We start from the raw sequence: 16,459 nt of genomic DNA, 5'->3' as shown, positions 1-16,459 counted from the left end.
GCATCAGAAAGGCGACTTACAGCTTTTCGTAGTGCTTTTTCGGATACTCAAAAAACAAAAACTGCCCGCTGTCTTCTTGTATGTCCTGCCAATGCTCAACTCTAAACTGCACTGCCCAAATACCACAGGTAGGAATATTTTGCAAATGCACATTTTGGGTAAGCAAGTTGGCGAAGTCGGTCAGCACCGGATTGTGTCCTATGAGAGCCATTGCCTTCATTTCCGCTTTTTGATTGTTTACAATGCTGAGCAAATCGGCAAGGTGGGCTTCATAAATAGATTCATCGAAGTGCAGGCGGGTGAGGGGCATGTCCATCTGCTCGGCCAATAACTCGGCAGTTTGGCGGGCACGCACTGCCGGACTGCTTATTATGATGTCGGGGATATGCTTGTTTCTTTTCAACCACTTGCCCATGAACTTGGCGTCGCGTATGCCTCTTTTTTTCAATGGGCGTTGAAAGTCAGGTAAAAGTGGTTCTTTCCAAGAAGACTTGGCATGCCGAATGAGGTACAGGTACTTCATAGGGAAGAGATGTTTATTGTTTGATGAGTTTGAGAAGATGGCGCCGGCCATTACTTAACTCCAGTTCTATGACATAAAATCCGGGTGGTAGGCTTCCTATGAAGAGACGGTTGCCTTGCCACGGGCAGCTGTGCTGCCTGCCCTGCAGATCACGGAGCCGGCAGGCACTGATCGGTGCCGTGAGCCCTTCAACTTGCACTTGTTCAGAAGCGGGGTTGGGGAACAAGCGCACCGCCTCTGCCGGGGGCGTGAGGGCAGTTACCGGATTGGGCGAAAACACCGGACGGATAAACAAGCTTCCCCGTATGTCGGGGTTTTGTTCCCACAAGCCAAACACATTGGCAAACACATGCTCGTGGCTGTCGAGGTCTTTGTCGAAAGCTACTGCCAAGAAATCATCGGTGGTTTGTTGTATGCCTATATAAAACGTATCGCTAAGCATGACGGTGCCGTAAATATCGACAGGGAAGCGGACCACTTGTCCATAGCTTGTGGGGTATTCAATAGGGTATGCCCGCTGGAAGAGCAGTTCGTCAGCGGCAGTAGGGGCATTCAGGCGCTTGGCTACCCACAGCACAAAGCTTTGGCCGGTAAGGTCCTTTTTGTAGGGCACGAATAAAATATCAACAGCTGTAAGCTGTGCCTGAAGACCGCCGGGCAGCACAAAACGCACCCCTAACTTGCCAAAGCGCTGGTTGATACCGGCAACGTATTCAAAGCTGCCATCGTCGTAGGCATAGTAATCGTCTAAAACGGTTTCTCCGCAAATGGTATCATTGACACGCAAGTCATAAGGGGGAATGGTTGTGTTGTCATCGCTGGTGTTTACTTCAAAGCAGTAACGCAGGGTAGTGGGGCTTGCGGGAACCGGAATGGGGCTTGGAGTGGCTTCCAAACGGAAGTCATCGCCCGGAAAGATAAGCGGCGCGTTGGGGGCAACGGCGGTAACCGGAAGTGTTAAGAGCACGTTGTTGTTGCTGTCATATACGCGGCATTGATAGGTCAAGGCGCGGAAGTTGTTATCCAAGTTCCGGAGGCGCGTGCTTATTTTCCCGGTGGTGGCAAAGCCTGCATTTAAATGATGGAGAGGAATGGCACTGAAGCCGGCAAAATAACGGAGTGGCCGGTTCACGGTGCTAATGTCGCGGTAGTAAATATCGTTGCTGTTGCGCCCGCTGTTTAGATAAACGTAGTCGAGGTGCCAATAGTCGAAGGTACCGGTGAGCCTGCCGTAGCGAATAAACTGAAAACGGAAGTTGCTATGCAAAAAGCGGCTTTGGTCAATAGGAATCAGTGTTTGGGTGAAAGTGGTGCTGTCGTTGTTTTCGCCGGTACGGCGCCACACCTCTTGCCAACTGCCGTTGTTGTCGAGGAACTGCAACACTAAGAAATCTTCAGGGTCGGGGGCTTCGCCCAATCCGCCTGCTTGCCAAAAGAAACTCAAATAAAGCCCACTACCTGCATTATAGCTGCTTAAATCGATGCTAAGGCTTTGCAGGGTATCGGAATACCCTTTCAGTGTAGGACTACTTATATCATAGGTTGTGCCGTCGCTGCGGAAGGCATCGAGGGTAGCCACTCCTTTGGTAGGCGGGTCAATACATAGGTTGTTGTTGACCAATACATGCTGAGCAGTCCATCTTGCCCCATCTGTTTGGGTGCTGTAAGAGTAATAAGAAAAGTCGTCCCAGAAGGGGAGGCTCAACACCTTTTTGGTGGCGGTTTGCACAGGGGCGGGATGATAGGGCGCTATGACCCATTGAGCCGACAGCCGGAAGCTAAACAAACAACAAAACAAAAAGCTTAGACGGAGCATAAGCATGAAAGCAAAAAGTTGATTTTTAAGCTAAATACATGACACGAAGATAAAGTAAAGCGATTGCATACCAAAACAATAGAAAAGAAAAGGAGCCACTGAGGCTTCAATGGCTCCTTTTGCCTGCATGGGCAGCTGCATCAGTCGGGTTTATCGTGGAAAAATTTATTGTTTCCCAATATTTGATTGTTTTCGTCCAAGTTATAGCGCGATATATTTTTCTTCGATGCCGGCGGAGTGTCTTTTAACGGGATGTTCAATCGTTGATAGGCCGGTATTTCCAGTTTGTCGGATATGTCTTCCGAGGTGCCATCTATATTGCTTAGGTTTTTTAGTTTACGGTAACGTTCGAGCCGTTCCTGCATTTCGCGTGAGTAGCGTGCTTGCTTGGCTTGGCGCTCCTGCTCGCGGCGCAACTCTTCCTCATAGGCACTGTCGTTTTCGCTCTCCTCTTCCATAGGCAGCTCATCCAAGGTATGTACTACCTTTTCCGGGGTTTTATCGGGCACAGGTTGCTCGGCAACGGGGCGTGCCATCTCTTCTTCTTCTTCTTCTTCTTCAATATGAACTTCCGGCTCTATCTTGCTGCTTTGCTCTTTGCTTGCGGGCGTATCGAAGTTGCTAAGGATAAAAGTGCGCGCTTCTTTGGTTTGCTCCACTATATCTTGCTCAGATACAGTGCCTATGGTTTTGCCGGTTTCGAGGTCAACGATTTTTTTTTGCTCTTCCGGTTCTATAGAGGCGTTTTCTTCTTCTTTTCCAAAACCGGTTGCCACAATGGTTACCCGCAGGCTGTCGCCCAGGCTGGGGTCAATGCCGGTACCAAAAATATTGTATTCGACTTGGTCGCCTACTTTTTCTTCTACATAGCGGGTAATTTCATCGAACTCATCCATGCGCAGTTCATTCTTGTCGCCCGACATGACAGAGAGCAAGATGCGTTTGGCGCCGCGGATGTCTTTGTTATCCAGCAGGGGCGAGGTGAGCGCTTGCTCTACGGCTTTGAGTGCACGGTCATCGCCTTCGGCTTTGGCAGAGCCCATGACTGCCGTGCCGGCATTGCGCATCACTGTTTTTACGTCCTCAAAGTCTATGTTGATATAGAGGTGCGTGGTAATCAATTCGGCAATACTTTTGGCAGCGGTTGCCAGTATATTGTCGGCTTGGGCATAGGCCTCCGATATAGGCAGGTTGCCGTATATCTCGCGCAGTTTATCGTTGGAGATAACCAGTACCGTATCGCAGTACTTCTTCAACTCGGCGATGCCGGCAGTAGCACGTTCACGCTTGACGCGCCCTTCGAAGGAGAAAGGAAAGGTTACAATAGCGACGGTCAGGATGTCCAAATCGCGGGCAATTTGGGCAATAACGGGGGCTGCGCCGGTGCCGGTGCCACCGCCCATGCCTGCCGTGATGAATACCATTTTTGTACCGTCGCTGAGTAGATCCCTGATTTCTTCTTTGCTCTCAAGGGCGGCTTCGCGTCCGCGTTCGGGATTGGCACCTGCCCCCAAGCCTTCGGTCAGAGCACTTCCTATTTGCAGCTTGCTGGGAATGGGGCTCGCTTGTAAAGACTGCTTATCGGTATTGCAAATGATGAACTCTACATCTTTGATTCCCCGGTTGTACATGTGATTGACCGCATTGCAACCACCACCACCGACTCCAATCACTTTGATGATGGATTTCTCCTGTCCGCCTATATTAAATTTGTATGACATAGTTCAACCCTCTTCTTTATTATAGGTAAATACGCACGATGCTTCGTAAAAGTTAAGCTTTTTTGTTGTGTCTGTGCAAATGTAATTTAAAATGCAAATGTAAGTTACATTTTTCGACGAATCGCTTTTATTATTCTACGTAAGGCTCAAACAGACGTTCTTGGGAAAGGATATTTGTAATGGTGTTGAAGTAAGGTGTCAAACATTAAAAGCTGTCGTTTTCGTCGAAGTCGTCTAAAAGTAAGCCTTTTGTTTTTTCTAACAACTTTTTAAAGAAGTCGTTGCTTCGCTTCTTGCTGCCGCTTTCTTCTTTTCTGTCGTTGCCGGCGCGTGCACTGCTCTGCGGCTGCGAATAAATTTGGTAGCTCTCTTCGCGGTAGTCGAGTGCTTGGAAGCCGGCAAGCACCAAACCTACGGTAGTGGCATACATGGGGTTTTTCACCAATTCTATGTTGTGCTTACTGAGATACTCAGTAGGATAGCCCACGCGCACTTCCATGCCGGTGATGTAAGTAAACAACTCGGCACAATGAGCCAGCATGGAGCCCCCACCGGTGATGACAATGCCGGCAGGAAGATGCTCAAAGCCGGATTTCAGTATTTGTTCGTGCACTAAGGTAATGATTTCACCCATGCGTGCTTCGATGATGAGCGCCAGGTTTTTTACCGATATTTCTTTGGGTGCGCGGTTGCGAATGCCCGGTATGGATACAACCTCGTTTTCGCTGGCTTCTTCCGATATGGCTTTGCCAAAGCGTATTTTAAGCAGTTCGGCTTGGTTGCGCATGACATTGCAGCCTTGGCGTATGTCTTCGGTGATGATGGCACCACCAAACGGGATGACGGCTGTATGCCGTATGATGCCATCATAGAAAACAGCCAGGTCGGTGGTGCCACCGCCTATATCGACCAAAGCCACACCGGCTTCTTTCTCTTCGTCGGCAAGCACCGCCATGCTGGAAGCCACCGGCTCGAGTATCAGATTTTCGATTTCAAGTCCTGCTTTTTGCACACAGCGCCGTATGTTGTTGATGGCCGTGGTTTGGGCTGTGATAATATGAAAGTTGGCTTCGAGCTTTACGCCCGACATACCTACCGGCTCTTTGATGCCCACCTCATGATCCACAATGAAGTCTTGCGGCATGACATGGATGATTTCCGTGCCGGGCGGGGTAGGTATTTTGTACATGTCATTGATCAGGCGGTTGACGTCTTCCGCCGAGATTTCATCTTGGGTTGACTCCCGGGTGATGCTGCCACGTTGGCGCAAACTCTTGATGTGTTGCCCGGCAATACCCACATTCACAATGCGAATATTGATGCCGGATTGCTTTTCTGCTTCTTGGATGGCTTGGGTGATGGCATAGACGGTCTTGTCTATGTTGGCAACAAAGCCGCGAATAACACCCTCGGAGGGAGCTTTGCCCATGCCCAAGATTTCTATCTTGCCGTACTTATCTTTGCGCCCTACCAGCGCACATATCTTGGTACTGCCAATGTCTAAGCCTACAACAATTTTATCTTTTGACATAATGCTCTTTTATTCACAAATGATTTGACGTTCAAACCTGAGATCTACCTTGCGGTAACGATACCACCCCTGAATGGGGAGTATAGTATCGTATAAAATTTTGAGTTTTGCAAATATATTACTTATGTCTTTTACATTTCCTATATGAATGGCTTGTCCGCCTATTTGCGGATAAAGCCAAATATCTTGGTTTTTGTTTACATGTACTTGACTAATGCAAGCTTGCCAAAAGGGATGTTCGTGTATGAACTGCATCAAAGCCAGGAGCCGGGCATCTTCTTCCCGCTCTTGCGGGTTGGGCAGCAACTCTTCGCCTTCGCGCGTAATCACCGGCACGCGTGGCGTGTAGTGTGAAGTGAACGGAATGAGCGCCCCTTTACGGCTCCAATAATAATCTTCGCCCTGTGGGTTATAAAAGCGGGCAATAGGCTCAAACATATGTACTTCCACAAACAAGCTGCCTGCCAAATCGCGGTACACATTGCAGTATTCCACATAGGGACTACTTGCCACCTGTTCTTCCAGTTGCTTCAAATTGAGGTTTTTGTATTTTTCGCCACGCAGGAAGATCCCTCCATGACGGCTCAATAATTCCAATATGTCTTCTTCGGTAAGAAAACTGCCGTCGGCGTTCTCGGGAAAGAAACGTATGACCACCCTTTGGCAGCTTTGCTCATCATAGTTTTTGCTGATGGCGCCCACCAAAAGGCTTAGGCCCAACAAAATCAGGAACCACTGTACCCAAGGCTTAAGCCTGCGTTTGCTCATGTTCGAGTGTTTTAAGCAAATTTAAAAAAATTGGCAAATGTTGTTCTATATTGCCGGCGCCCATGACTACTACCGTCAGCGGAGGAGCAGCAGAGCGAAGCAGCTGCTCGAGCGATGTTTCTATAGCATCGGCGGTTGGGGCTATAAGCGTGGGCACCGGACAATGGCGGGCAATGAGTGCGCTGTCCACCCCTTCGATAGGGGCTTCCCGGGCCGGATAAATGGGCGTAAGCAGCACCCGGTCGGCAAGCCCCAGGGCTTTGCCAAAGGCAGCGGCAAAGTCGCGGGTACGGGTGTAAAGGTGTGGTTGAAACACAGCCACCAACTGCCTTTGAGGGTATAGCCGGCGCATGGCTTGCAGGGTGCTTTCTATCTCGGTAGGGTGGTGTGCATAATCATCGACCAGTACGTAGTGTGCCGAGCGATACCACACCTCCGAGCGCCGCTTGACCCCTTGAAACGAAGCCAAGGCGTCGATGATGCAGGAAGGAGCGATACCTATGCGATGAGCTACGGCAAAAGCAGCGGTGGCATTGAGTGCATTGTGCAAGCCGGGCACCTGTAGGCGCAGCGCATAGCTGTTTTCCTTTGCGACCATGAGTGTGAAGCAAAGCTGCTCGTTTTCATAACGCAGCTCTTTTATGCTATACGAACAGCCGGGATGCTTGCCATAGCGCCACGTGTGCAACGAAGCGGGCGACACAGCACGCACCTCTTCGTGGGCAATGAGCATACCACCGCTTTGTATGTTGCCCAGAAAGGCTTCGAAACTGTCAAAGATGGCCGCTTCACTGCCGTAGATGTCCAGATGGTCGGCTTCTATGTTGGTAACCACGGCTATAGTAGGGTGCAGGTGCAGGAAAGAGCGATCGTACTCGTCGGCTTCGGCTACAATCCAGGCTTCCGGAGACGATGAAAGCAGCAGGTTGTTCCGGTAGTTACGCATGATGCCACCGACAAAAGCGGTGACGGGCACGCCGGCCTGTTGCAAGATATGGGCAATCATGGCAGTGGTGGTGGTTTTTCCGTGCGTGCCGGCAACGGCAATCAGGCGGTGTGTGCGGCTGATGAGCCCCAGCAGAGCTGCCCGCTTGATAACCTCAAAGCCGTTTTCGCGGAAATAGCACAACTGCGGATGTTCCTGCGAAACGGCAGGCGTATATACTACCAATACTTTGTCGCTACGGGTGAAGTCAAGAGGAATGTGTTCGCAACCTTCTTCATAAGTTACAAAGATGCCCTTTTCTTCGAGCATACGCGTAATTGCCGAGGCATTGCGGTCATAGCCTGCCACCTGCATGCCTTGGCTCCGGCACCACTGGGCAAGCGCACTCATGCCGATGCCGCCAATGCCTATGAAATACACATGTGTATATTGTTCGAGATTGTTCATTTGACAAAAATGTGTTGACTTTCCTGATAAGCAAAGGTACATTTTTTTGTCCTTCGGAGGAGGCAGAAAGGGCAGCAGTCAACTTTTTTCCGATGCTTTCGTATTGAATGCAAGCGATTTGACAAACATAGCTTTTGCACAAGATTTGTAGAGTGCTTGTTTGACACATCATTAAATTGCCAAGCCTATGAAAACAAAAGCCATTCCGTTGCATCCGGTTGAGCGCATTTCGGTCAAGGAAAAAGAGCGCTTTCATGAAGAGTTTCTGAAGCCCAACAAACCTGTGATTTTTAAAGATCTCAGTCATGAGTGGCCTGCCTACACCAAGTGGACTTATGACTATTTCAAGCAGTTGGCGGGGCATGTGATGGTGGATTTGTATAATAACCTGCCGGCAGCGCCCGATAAAAGCTGCATGGCGCCCGATGCACGCATGACCTTCGGCGAGTATTTGGATTTGATTGAGCGTGAGCCCACAGACCTGCGCATTTTCTTGTTTAACTTGATGAAATATGCGCCTCAATTAAAAGAAGACTACCGGGTGCCTGATGTGACAGACGGTTTTTTGAAAGAGCTTCCCTTCCTGTTTTTTGGAGGAACCGGCTCTATCGTACACATGCACTATGATATTGACATGTCGCATGTCTTTTTGACACAGTTCAAGGGGGTGAAGCGTGTCGTGCTGTTTGCACCGGAATACACGCCCTTCTTGTACCACCTGCCCTTTACGGTGCAGTCTTATGTAAATGTGAACGAGCCGGATTTCGAGCGCTATCCGGCATTGCGCTATGTGCAAGGCTATGAGTGTTATTTGGAATATGGCGATACGCTCTTTATTCCTGCCGGCTATTGGCACTATATCGAATACATAGAAGGTGGTTTTGGTATGAGCCTGCGGGCGCTGAATCCCTCTTGGATGAAACGTCTGGAAGGCGCAGCCAATTTGTTTGTAAAAATGCCTTTAGACAACTTTTTGCGTAAATACTTTACTCAAAGTTGGTATAAATATAAGCACCGCAAAGCCTTTGAGCGTGCCGAACAGGCTATGAAGCGCCACCATGCGCAAGCTGTATGATACACTGTACGATATGTTCGGTTGCTTTGGGGCGTGCCAGCCGGCGTATGTTTTCGCTTAGCAGGGCACGCTCGGCAGGAGAGTGGAGGAGCGCAAGTGCATCGCTGACCAAAAAGGCGGGGGCTTGCGCTTCGCTCACTGATCTTGGCGGCCTGGCGGTCGTACCAGCGCCATGGCGTTTTTGGTTTGGTGGTCCTCGGCTACATAGGGCGAAGGCACCAGAATAGCCGGTTTGCCTACAATGCAAAGTTCAGAAATGGAGAGTGCACCGGCACGGGATATAATCAAATCGGCAGCGCTGTAGGCATGGTCCATCCGTTCGATGAAAGCCATGGGGTGCACCCATTCGGAAGCTTGTTGCTCTTCGACTGCCTGCCGGGCTTTCTCGATAAAGTGCTTGCCTGTTTGCCAAATCACCTGAATGCGGTTGTCGGCAAATCGTCGTATTTGAGCCTGTATGCTTTCATTAATGACACGCGCTCCCAAGCTGCCCCCCATGACCAACAGCACCGGGGCGCCGTCTTTGAGCCCCAAGGCTTGCAGAGCCTCTGTGCGGGGAGGAAGCCGCAGGATGTCTTGACGCACCGGGTTACCGGTATAAACAATCTTTTCGGCAGGAAAGAAAGCTTCCATGTCCGGATAAGCCACACATATTTTTTGCGCATATTTGCCCAACCATCGATTGGTAAGTCCGGCATAGGAGTTTTGTTCTTGAATAAGCGTAGGCACGCCTGCGCGGATGGCTGCCAATAGCGTGGGGGCACTGGCATATCCTCCCACCCCTATGACGATATCCGGCTTTTTTTCTGCTATGATTTGACTTGCCCGCCGGTAGCTTTTCCACAATTTAACAGGCACCTGCAGGTTGCGCAGGGTCAGTCGCCTTTGAATACCCACAATATCGAGCCCTTCAATAGGGTAGCCCGCCTTGGGGACCCTTTCCATTTCCATGCGGTTCTTTGCCCCAATGAAAAAAATATCTATTGAAGGGAAGCGTGCTTTGAGTGCATCGGCTATTGCCAATGCCGGGAAGATATGTCCGCCGGTGCCGCCGCCGCTGATGATGACCTGTTTCATAATGCGTTGAAAAATGAAATGGCTTCCTGATAGTCTTTCTGAATTTGATGACGCAGACTTTCCAAGCTATCAAACTTTTGGTCGTCGCGCAACTTTTTGAGTAATTCCACGCGTAAGGGAGCTTCGTATAACTCACCTGTAAAGTTCAGCAAGAACACTTCAATGTTGGGACGGCTTTGCTCTTTGCCCAAAGTGGGGCGCGTGCCTATATACACCAGGGCTGCTTTGCGTTCGAATTGCTCACCGGAAGCATAGGCAGCATAAATGCCGGCTGCCGGTATGAGTTTGTAGGCGGCATCTATGTGCAGGTTGGCGGTGGGAAAGCCCAAGGTGCGTCCTATTTTGTCGCCGTGTACGACCGTGCCGCTCAAAGTGTAGGCATAGCCCAACAGCTGGTTGGCAAGCTCTACATTCCCTTCTTTGAGTGCCTTGCGTATTTTGGTTGAACTCACGGTGATGTCATCGACTTCTTGAGCCGGAATTTCCTCTACTTCAAAGCCGTAGCGCGGTGCTACCTGTTGCAACAGCCGGATGTTCCCTTGGCGACGGTAGCCAAAGTGATGGTCATAGCCAATGACAATGAGCCCGGCATGCACCCCCTGTACATACACTTTTTCTATGTATTCGATAGGCATCAGACGGGCAAACTCTTCGGTGAAGGGCAGCATAATAAGCGTGTCTATGCCTTCTTGGCTGATATGCTCTATTTTTTCCTCAATGGTATTGAGGAGCTCTACAGGCTGCCCCAGCACCAGGCGCGGGTGGGGCCAAAAAGTGATAACCACCGATTCGGTTTGGCGCTCTTGAGCTGCCCGGCGCAGGCGTGCCATGATGCGGCGGTGTCCTTGGTGCACACCGTCGAAAGTGCCGGTAGTGACCACCGTAGGACGGTGAGGCCGGTAATCGTGTAGATTATGATAAACTTTCATTTCTGCTTTTATACTGCTTCACGTACTCGATTGGCGACAGGGCATTGCTCACTTCATAACTACCGATGCGCGTGCGGCGCAGGGCTGTCAGGCAGCCGCCCACCCGGAGTGCTTGTCCCAAATCATGGGCAAGGCTGCGGATATAGGTCCCTTTGCTGCACACTATGCGTGCATAAAGGTGAGGGGGGACCCATTGTTGTATTTCAAAGGTATGAATGACTGTCGGGCGCGCTTCTACTTCCATCTCTTTTCCTTGACGTGCCAGCTCGTAAAGCCGCTTGCCTTGACGCTTGATGGCAGAATACAGAGGCGGGCGTTGCATGATTTCGCCTACAAAGTGTTTTTGTATGCACTGTTGAATGTCTGCTTGCCGCAGTGCCAGCACCTGCTGCAGCGAAGCCGTGCGGCGCACTTCTGTTTCCAGATCGTAGGAAGACGATTCAGCCCCCAGCAGAAACATGGCCAGGTATTCTTTTTCCATGCCTTGCAGCTGCTGTATTTGTTTGGTCTTTTTGCCGGTGCATACAATCAGCAAGCCGGTGGCCAGTGGGTCAAGGGTGCCGGCGTGCCCCGCTTTTTTTATTTTCAAACGGCGCTTGATATAATTCACCGCATCGAACGAAGTCCATCCATACGGCTTATCGATGAGTATAATCTCGTCCGTTTGTGTTGTGTTGTTCATGCCATTTGTAAGTCTATGCCTAAAAGCAGTAAAATCAATAAGATGCCGCCCAATACAATGCGATAGTAGCCAAATACTTTGAAACCGTGTCTGCCTACGCAGGTGATAAAAGTTTTTACGGCAATCATAGCTACCACGAAAGCCACCACATTGCCTGTCAGCAGCAGCAGCCACTCTTCCGAAGAAAGAGCTATGGAGCCGCTCTTATAGAAGTCTTTGAATAGTTTATAAGCCGAAGCAGCAAACATGGTGGGCACTGCCAGGAAAAACGAGAATTCGGCGGCAGTGATGCGGCTGAGCTTTTGCGCCAGCCCGCCGATGATGGTAGCTGCCGAGCGTGAAACACCCGGTATCATGGCTATACATTGAAAACATCCGATGATAAAAGACTCACGAAAGCCTATCTCTTTATTGGGCATGGCGCTGCCTTCAGGCAACCAGTCGTCTATTTTTACCAGCACCCAGCCCCCCACGATGAGCGAAACACTTACGACCCATACATTTTCAAGCAGCGCATCGATATAGTCGCCCGCAAGCAGCCCTACTACCACAGCCGGCAGCATGCCTGCCAGCAGTTTGAAGTAAAAGTCAAGGCTTTTAAAAAAGCGCTTGTAGTAAAGCACAACTACCGACAAGATGGCGCCGAATTGAATATTGACATTGAAAAATTTGACAAAGTCGTTGCCGGCGATGTCCAGAAAAGTAGAAATGATAATCAAATGACCGGTGGAAGAAACCGGCAAAAACTCCGTCAGTCCTTCCACGATAGCGAGCAATACGGCTTCCCAGAAGTTCATAGATATGGTCAATGGTTTGGATGAAAATTAAGCGTCGGTGTGGGGCGTATTTTCTTTTTTCTCATAAAAAATAGCCACAAACACCAGCATAAAACCCAAAAAGCTCACAACAGGACCCAGCGTGAGCCCAAGAAAACCAAAACCAAAGGGTGCGTCGTCCATCATCATGATGATGTAGCCCAAGGCTATCACCAATACGCTGACGACAAGCAGTATATAGTTGAATTTGCCAAATACATTGGGCGAGGTGCCGGAAGGGGTGTGCTTATTTTCCATGGCTTTTTGTTTTGACCACAAAGAAACAATTATTTTGTGGGAATGCCAAGCAAGCTTGATTCCATGACGCACCTAAAAAATATAAGTTTAACGGACTTTAAAAGCTATGCTTCTTTGAAATTAAGCTTTCATGAAAAGCTCAATATTCTTGTGGGGCAGAATGGCGTGGGAAAGACCAATCTGTTGGAGGCCATCTATTGGCTGCTTACGGGCAAAAGCTTGCAAGGTCATAGCGAGCGCCATGCCATTCGTTATGGAAGCGAAGGGTGGAGCGTAGAGGGCGAAATTGCCGAAGAAGAGCGGCTGCATCATGTGCGTTGTGCTTTTTATCCTAAACAAGACCGCAAGGCTGTGTTTATCGACGGCAGCCGTGTGGAACGCCTGTTGGACTACTACGGCCGCTTTCCGGTGGTGAGTTTCACGCCCAATGACATTGATTTGATACGGGAGGCGGCCGAGCAGCGCCGCCGCACCATGGACGCTTTCTTTGCGCAGCTTTCACAAGAGTATGCCGTCCACTTGGTGCAATATCATGCCCTGTTGCGCCGCCGCAATGCTTTGCTCAAACAGTGGCGCGAACAACACGCCCCGGACGTAGCCTTGCTTGAAGTTTTTCATATGCGGCTGGAGCAAGAAGCCTATCCGCTGTATGACCTGCGCCGCCGTTTCACCGGCGAGCTCAACCCTTTGGTTTCGTTTTATTACGAAAAATTGAGTGGGGGAAAGGAGTTTATCAAAATAGAGTATCGCTCGCAGCTGAGCGAGGCTTCTTTGCAACAGCTATGGCAAGAAAGTTTGCCCACAGACCTTAAAATGGGCTTTACGTCCAAAGGCATACACCGCGACGACTGGCTACTGCTGCTCAACGACGTGCCTATGAAGTGGAGCAGCTCACAAGGGCAGCGAAAAACTTTTTTGGTGGCGCTTAAGCTTGCCATGAGTGATTTGCTGTTTCGCAGAAAACAACAAAACCCGCTTTTGTTACTTGATGACATTTTTGATAAATTGGACGCTGAGAGAGTGTCGGCATTGCTGCAATTGGTGCGGCAGCAACGTTTGGGGCAGGTGTTCATTACAGACACCGAGCCGGAGCGCATGCAACGCCTGCTTGCAGAAAGCCACTTGCCGGGCGCACTCTTCGAAGTCAAACAAGGAAGAGCAGTTCAATTATGAAAGACAAACACAGAATAGCACATCAAAAGCCCCTGAGCTTTAGCGAAGTGCTGGCGCATATGATAGAGCAGCATCAAGCCAAGTACCGTTTTTATGGCATGCGCATCGGTGACCTGTGGGCACAGCTGTTGGGCGCCAATGTTGCCCAGCAAACCGAAAAAATTTATCTGCGCGGCGATACGCTGTACGTTTACCTGCGTTCGCCTGTCTTGAAAAATCAACTTCTTTTTGCCAAAGAAAAAATTAAAGAGCGCTTAAACGCCCAAATGAAGCGGGAAGTGATAAAAAAAATCGTACTTTACTAAGGCAAAAAACTTAGTTTCTTTTTGTGAACAGTAGGTTATTGATTAAAAGCGCTTATGGAAAACATAGAAAAACCGGAAATCGAAATTGCCCAGCTGCGCCGCCTTATAGAAATGATAAAGAAGCGCTACGATTATGACTTCAGCAACTATGCCATGTCTTCGTTCCGGCGCCGGGTGCAGCGCTTCATCGAGTTGTTTCGAATAGAAAACATGGAGGAGCTTATTCGCAAGTTGGAGCTGGACAAGCAGTTTTTCAAAACCTTCCTGTCCGAGATTACCGTGAACGTCACGGAAATGTTCCGGGACCCTACTTTTTGGGTAGAATTGCGCGATGAAATCATTCCCAGCATTTTGATGAACAAAAAGGAGTTTCGCGTGTGGCATGCGGGCTGCTCTTCCGGTGAGGAGGTGTTTTCTATGGCAATTCTGCTTGATGAAATGGGAATTCTTGACCAAGTCGAAATCGTAGCTACCGACATCGATTATAGCATATTGGACAAGGCGCAGCAGGCTACCTATAACCTGCGCAACATGGAAGAGGTAAACAAAAAGAATTATCAGCGCTTCATGGGCAAACGCACGCTCGAAGCTTACTACAAGGTAGAGGACGGCAAGGCTGTGATGGATAAAACGCTGCTTCGAAACGTGCAGTTCGTAGAGCACAATCTTGTGAACGGAGAAAAAATAGGAGTGTTTGACCTTATTCTCTGCCGCAATGTGATGATCTATTTCAACCAAACCTTGCAAAACGAAGTATTAAAGCTGTTTCATGCCAGTTTGCCGCGCTATGGCTACTTGGCAATTGGCTCGAAGGAATCACTCATATGGTGCGAATATGCCAATAAATTCATCATTGTGAACAACAATGAAAAGATTTACAAAAAAATAAGAGATTAAACCTTTTTCCATCTTAACACCGATTGATTGCATGGCGCGTTTCGACCATATAAGTTCTAAATACAAACTGATTGTCATAGGGGGCTCGGCAGGCAGCTTTCAGGTAGTCTCGCGTATTTTGCAGGCACTGCCCGAAGATTTCCCTTTGCCCATTGCCATGTGTTTGCACCGGCTCAAAGATGTGCGGGAAGGTTTTGCCGAAGCGCTTTCCTTAAAAACCAACAAGCCGGTAGTGGAGCCGCTCGATAAAGAGCTTATCAAAAAAGGAACGATTTATTTGGCGCCGGCAAACTATCACTTATGTGTGGAACTGGGGCAGACTTTCTCTCTTTCTACCGAAGAGCCGGTGAACAACTCACGCCCCTCTATTGACCTGCTGTTCGAAACGGCTGCCTATGCTTATCGCGATAAGTTGATTGGTATTTTGTTGTCGGGAGCGAACCGCGATGGGGCATGGGGAATGAAAAAAATACACGAGCGGGGAGGGCTTACCATCGTGCAGGAGCCATCGGAATGCCTGATAGATACCATGCCTGCATCGGCTATGCAGGCCACCCGCATAGATTATGTATTACGAAGTGACCAAATAATTGATTTTTTACGTAAATTACATAAGCAATACGCTTAAAAAAACACGCTATTGTCCATGAAGAACATATACAGAATAGCAGCTATCCTTTTTGTTTTGGCTTTTTTGGCAGGCGTTGCTTTCCTTGTCAACGACCTCACTTCCTTGCAAGACAAATTGGCAAAAGTGCTGGATTTGAAAGACTTGGCACAGAGGCAAAAAATGGAGCCGGTGCTTTGGCAGCTGACCCTGCACGTGGCACTCACCATAGCCGCCGCCCTCTTGGCTATTTTCTTTTTGGTGCTGAACGCCAGCAGAGCCAAAATAGTAATTGCCCAACAGCTTGAAGAAGAAATACAGCGCAGCAAGCAAGAAAAAGAAGCGGTGCTTGAAGATGCTGCTACCGCCATGCGGCGTGAAATAGAAGAAAAAGTAGCACGTATCCGGGAAATCGTAAATGCCAAAGCCGGCACCGATGAGTTTTTCACGCAAGCGCTGGCAGCCATTGCCGAGGCGGTGGAGGCCGGTCAGGGCATTCTTTACCTGAGTAAATATTACGATGGCGTGCAGTATCTCGAAGTAGAAGCAGGCTATGCCTACTATGCATCGGAAGGCTTGCCACAGGCTTTTGAAGTAGGCGAAGGCTTTATTGGACAAGCAGTTAAGGACAAAAAAACGCTTGTTTTTAACGAGCTGCCCGAAGGGTATATTTCCGTGCCGGTGGTGTCGGGTTTGGGTAAGGGAGCCCCCCGCAGCCTGTTGATTGCCCCTATGCTGGATGCCGACAAAAGAATTTTGGGCGCCATTGAGCTGGCAAGCTTTAAGAATTTTACGGAAAAAGATAAATTGTTGGTCGAAGAAGCCATGATGTTGCTGGCACCCCATGTTTTTCTGCCGGCAACCACTTCCGACGACAAAGAATAAAGAA

Annotated in this window: 17 protein-coding genes; 6 read left to right on the top strand and 11 right to left on the bottom strand. The window is 49.3% G+C overall.

All coding sequences use genetic code 11. The annotated features are described in order from the left end of the window. Nucleotides 1–16 precede the first annotated feature (16 nt). The 6 genes from QVE43_RS04715 to murC form a co-directional block, all read right to left on the bottom strand. Nucleotides 17–523, bottom strand: a complete 507-nt coding sequence (locus QVE43_RS04715) for a histidine phosphatase family protein (protein WP_038032714.1) — start codon at nt 521–523, stop codon at nt 17–19. 13 nt (nt 524–536) lie between these two features. Continuing rightward, complete coding sequence (locus tag QVE43_RS04710; RefSeq protein WP_288004687.1) at nt 537–2,345, bottom strand: T9SS type A sorting domain-containing protein; 1,809 nt, start codon at nt 2,343–2,345, stop codon at nt 537–539. Nucleotides 2,346–2,479: 134 nt separating this feature from the next. Then, entirely contained in the window at nt 2,480–4,060 is a 1,581-nt protein-coding gene (gene ftsZ, locus QVE43_RS04705; RefSeq protein WP_288004685.1) for a cell division protein FtsZ, read from the bottom strand. A gap of 205 nt (nt 4,061–4,265) precedes the next feature. Beyond that, nucleotides 4,266–5,591: a cell division protein FtsA gene (gene ftsA, locus QVE43_RS04700; protein WP_288004683.1), complete on the bottom strand. Its 1,326-nt coding sequence runs from the start codon at nt 5,589–5,591 to the stop codon at nt 4,266–4,268. Between the two features lie 9 nt (nt 5,592–5,600). Continuing rightward, nucleotides 5,601–6,359 carry a cell division protein FtsQ/DivIB gene (locus QVE43_RS04695; RefSeq protein WP_288004682.1) on the bottom strand — a complete coding sequence of 253 codons (759 nt, stop codon included), beginning with the start codon at nt 6,357–6,359 and terminating at the stop codon, nt 5,601–5,603. Then, complete coding sequence (gene murC / locus QVE43_RS04690; protein ID WP_288004680.1) at nt 6,340–7,752, bottom strand: UDP-N-acetylmuramate--L-alanine ligase; 1,413 nt, start codon at nt 7,750–7,752, stop codon at nt 6,340–6,342. The genes QVE43_RS04695 and murC overlap by 20 nt, the downstream gene beginning before the upstream one ends. A 187-nt stretch (nt 7,753–7,939) precedes the next feature. Here murC and QVE43_RS04685 point away from each other — a divergent pair, with 187 nt between their 5' ends. After that, the gene (locus tag QVE43_RS04685) at nt 7,940–8,827 is read left to right on the top strand and encodes a cupin-like domain-containing protein (RefSeq protein WP_288004678.1); all 888 of its coding nucleotides are present in this window, start codon (nt 7,940–7,942) and stop codon (nt 8,825–8,827) included. Nucleotides 8,828–8,962: 135 nt separating this feature from the next. Here QVE43_RS04685 and murG read toward each other — a convergent pair whose 3' ends face one another. Genes murG through QVE43_RS04660 form a run of 5 tightly spaced genes read right to left on the bottom strand, consistent with a single transcriptional unit; the run spans nt 8,963 to nt 12,588 of the window. Further along, a complete protein-coding gene (gene murG / locus QVE43_RS04680) occupies nt 8,963–9,904 on the bottom strand; it encodes an undecaprenyldiphospho-muramoylpentapeptide beta-N-acetylglucosaminyltransferase (RefSeq protein ID WP_288004676.1) in 942 nt (313 codons plus the stop codon). Then, nucleotides 9,901–10,833 carry a bifunctional riboflavin kinase/FAD synthetase gene (locus tag QVE43_RS04675; protein ID WP_288004675.1) on the bottom strand — a complete coding sequence of 311 codons (933 nt, stop codon included), beginning with the start codon at nt 10,831–10,833 and terminating at the stop codon, nt 9,901–9,903. Before QVE43_RS04675 ends, murG begins: the two co-directional genes overlap by 4 nt. Continuing rightward, entirely contained in the window at nt 10,817–11,515 is a 699-nt protein-coding gene (truB, locus tag QVE43_RS04670) for a tRNA pseudouridine(55) synthase TruB (RefSeq protein WP_288004673.1), read from the bottom strand. The genes QVE43_RS04675 and truB overlap by 17 nt, the downstream gene beginning before the upstream one ends. Further along, complete coding sequence (locus QVE43_RS04665) at nt 11,512–12,312, bottom strand: undecaprenyl-diphosphate phosphatase (RefSeq protein ID WP_288004671.1); 801 nt, start codon at nt 12,310–12,312, stop codon at nt 11,512–11,514. The genes truB and QVE43_RS04665 overlap by 4 nt, the downstream gene beginning before the upstream one ends. A gap of 27 nt (nt 12,313–12,339) precedes the next feature. Beyond that, nucleotides 12,340–12,588, bottom strand: coding sequence for a DUF3098 domain-containing protein (locus QVE43_RS04660; RefSeq protein WP_288004669.1), 249 nt, complete (start codon nt 12,586–12,588; stop codon nt 12,340–12,342). A 42-nt stretch (nt 12,589–12,630) separates the two neighbouring features. Between QVE43_RS04660 and recF the strand changes: the two genes are divergently transcribed. Genes recF through QVE43_RS04635 form a run of 5 tightly spaced genes read left to right on the top strand, consistent with a single transcriptional unit; the run spans nt 12,631 to nt 16,455 of the window. Next, a complete protein-coding gene (gene recF, locus QVE43_RS04655; protein ID WP_308445299.1) occupies nt 12,631–13,761 on the top strand; it encodes a DNA replication/repair protein RecF in 1,131 nt (376 codons plus the stop codon). After that, nucleotides 13,758–14,066: a DUF721 domain-containing protein gene (locus QVE43_RS04650; protein ID WP_038032732.1), complete on the top strand. Its 309-nt coding sequence runs from the start codon at nt 13,758–13,760 to the stop codon at nt 14,064–14,066. Before recF ends, QVE43_RS04650 begins: the two co-directional genes overlap by 4 nt. A gap of 54 nt (nt 14,067–14,120) precedes the next feature. After that, nucleotides 14,121–14,963, top strand: coding sequence for a protein-glutamate O-methyltransferase CheR (locus tag QVE43_RS04645; RefSeq protein WP_288004664.1), 843 nt, complete (start codon nt 14,121–14,123; stop codon nt 14,961–14,963). A gap of 31 nt (nt 14,964–14,994) precedes the next feature. Next, the gene (locus QVE43_RS04640; RefSeq protein WP_038032738.1) at nt 14,995–15,591 is read left to right on the top strand and encodes a chemotaxis protein CheB; all 597 of its coding nucleotides are present in this window, start codon (nt 14,995–14,997) and stop codon (nt 15,589–15,591) included. Nucleotides 15,592–15,609: 18 nt separating this feature from the next. Further along, nucleotides 15,610–16,455, top strand: coding sequence for a GAF domain-containing protein (locus tag QVE43_RS04635; RefSeq protein WP_288004663.1), 846 nt, complete (start codon nt 15,610–15,612; stop codon nt 16,453–16,455). Nucleotides 16,456–16,459: the final 4 nt, after the last annotated feature.

The organism is Thermonema sp. (genome assembly GCF_026003375.1).
GTDB lineage: Bacteria > Bacteroidota > Bacteroidia > Cytophagales > Thermonemataceae > Thermonema > Thermonema rossianum.
The sequence above is the reverse complement of the archived record's forward strand: the minus strand, read 5'-3'. Positions and strand labels throughout refer to the sequence as shown.

Bases quoted from the DNA above. Each gene is read 5' to 3' on its own strand.
- QVE43_RS04650 (WP_038032732.1), top strand. From the start codon at position 13,758: ATGAAAGACAAACACAGAATAGCACATCAAAAGCCCCTGAGCTTTAGC.
- QVE43_RS04715 (WP_038032714.1), bottom strand. From the start codon at position 523: ATGAAGTACCTGTACCTCATTCGGCATGCCAAGTCTTCTTGGAAAGAA.
- QVE43_RS04660 (WP_288004669.1), bottom strand. From the start codon at position 12,588: ATGGAAAATAAGCACACCCCTTCCGGCACCTCGCCCAATGTATTTGGC.
- ftsA (WP_288004683.1), bottom strand. From the start codon at position 5,591: ATGTCAAAAGATAAAATTGTTGTAGGCTTAGACATTGGCAGTACCAAG.
- QVE43_RS04675 (WP_288004675.1), bottom strand. From the start codon at position 10,833: ATGAAAGTTTATCATAATCTACACGATTACCGGCCTCACCGTCCTACG.
- QVE43_RS04710 (WP_288004687.1), bottom strand. From the start codon at position 2,345: ATGCTTATGCTCCGTCTAAGCTTTTTGTTTTGTTGTTTGTTTAGCTTC.
- QVE43_RS04640 (WP_038032738.1), top strand. From the start codon at position 14,995: ATGGCGCGTTTCGACCATATAAGTTCTAAATACAAACTGATTGTCATA.
- QVE43_RS04665 (WP_288004671.1), bottom strand. From the start codon at position 12,312: ATGAACTTCTGGGAAGCCGTATTGCTCGCTATCGTGGAAGGACTGACG.
- murC (WP_288004680.1), bottom strand. From the start codon at position 7,752: ATGAACAATCTCGAACAATATACACATGTGTATTTCATAGGCATTGGC.
- QVE43_RS04645 (WP_288004664.1), top strand. From the start codon at position 14,121: ATGGAAAACATAGAAAAACCGGAAATCGAAATTGCCCAGCTGCGCCGC.
- murG (WP_288004676.1), bottom strand. From the start codon at position 9,904: ATGAAACAGGTCATCATCAGCGGCGGCGGCACCGGCGGACATATCTTC.
- truB (WP_288004673.1), bottom strand. From the start codon at position 11,515: ATGAACAACACAACACAAACGGACGAGATTATACTCATCGATAAGCCG.
- QVE43_RS04635 (WP_288004663.1), top strand. From the start codon at position 15,610: ATGAAGAACATATACAGAATAGCAGCTATCCTTTTTGTTTTGGCTTTT.
- recF (WP_308445299.1), top strand. From the start codon at position 12,631: ATGCCAAGCAAGCTTGATTCCATGACGCACCTAAAAAATATAAGTTTA.
- ftsZ (WP_288004685.1), bottom strand. From the start codon at position 4,060: ATGTCATACAAATTTAATATAGGCGGACAGGAGAAATCCATCATCAAA.
- QVE43_RS04695 (WP_288004682.1), bottom strand. From the start codon at position 6,359: ATGAGCAAACGCAGGCTTAAGCCTTGGGTACAGTGGTTCCTGATTTTG.
- QVE43_RS04685 (WP_288004678.1), top strand. From the start codon at position 7,940: ATGAAAACAAAAGCCATTCCGTTGCATCCGGTTGAGCGCATTTCGGTC.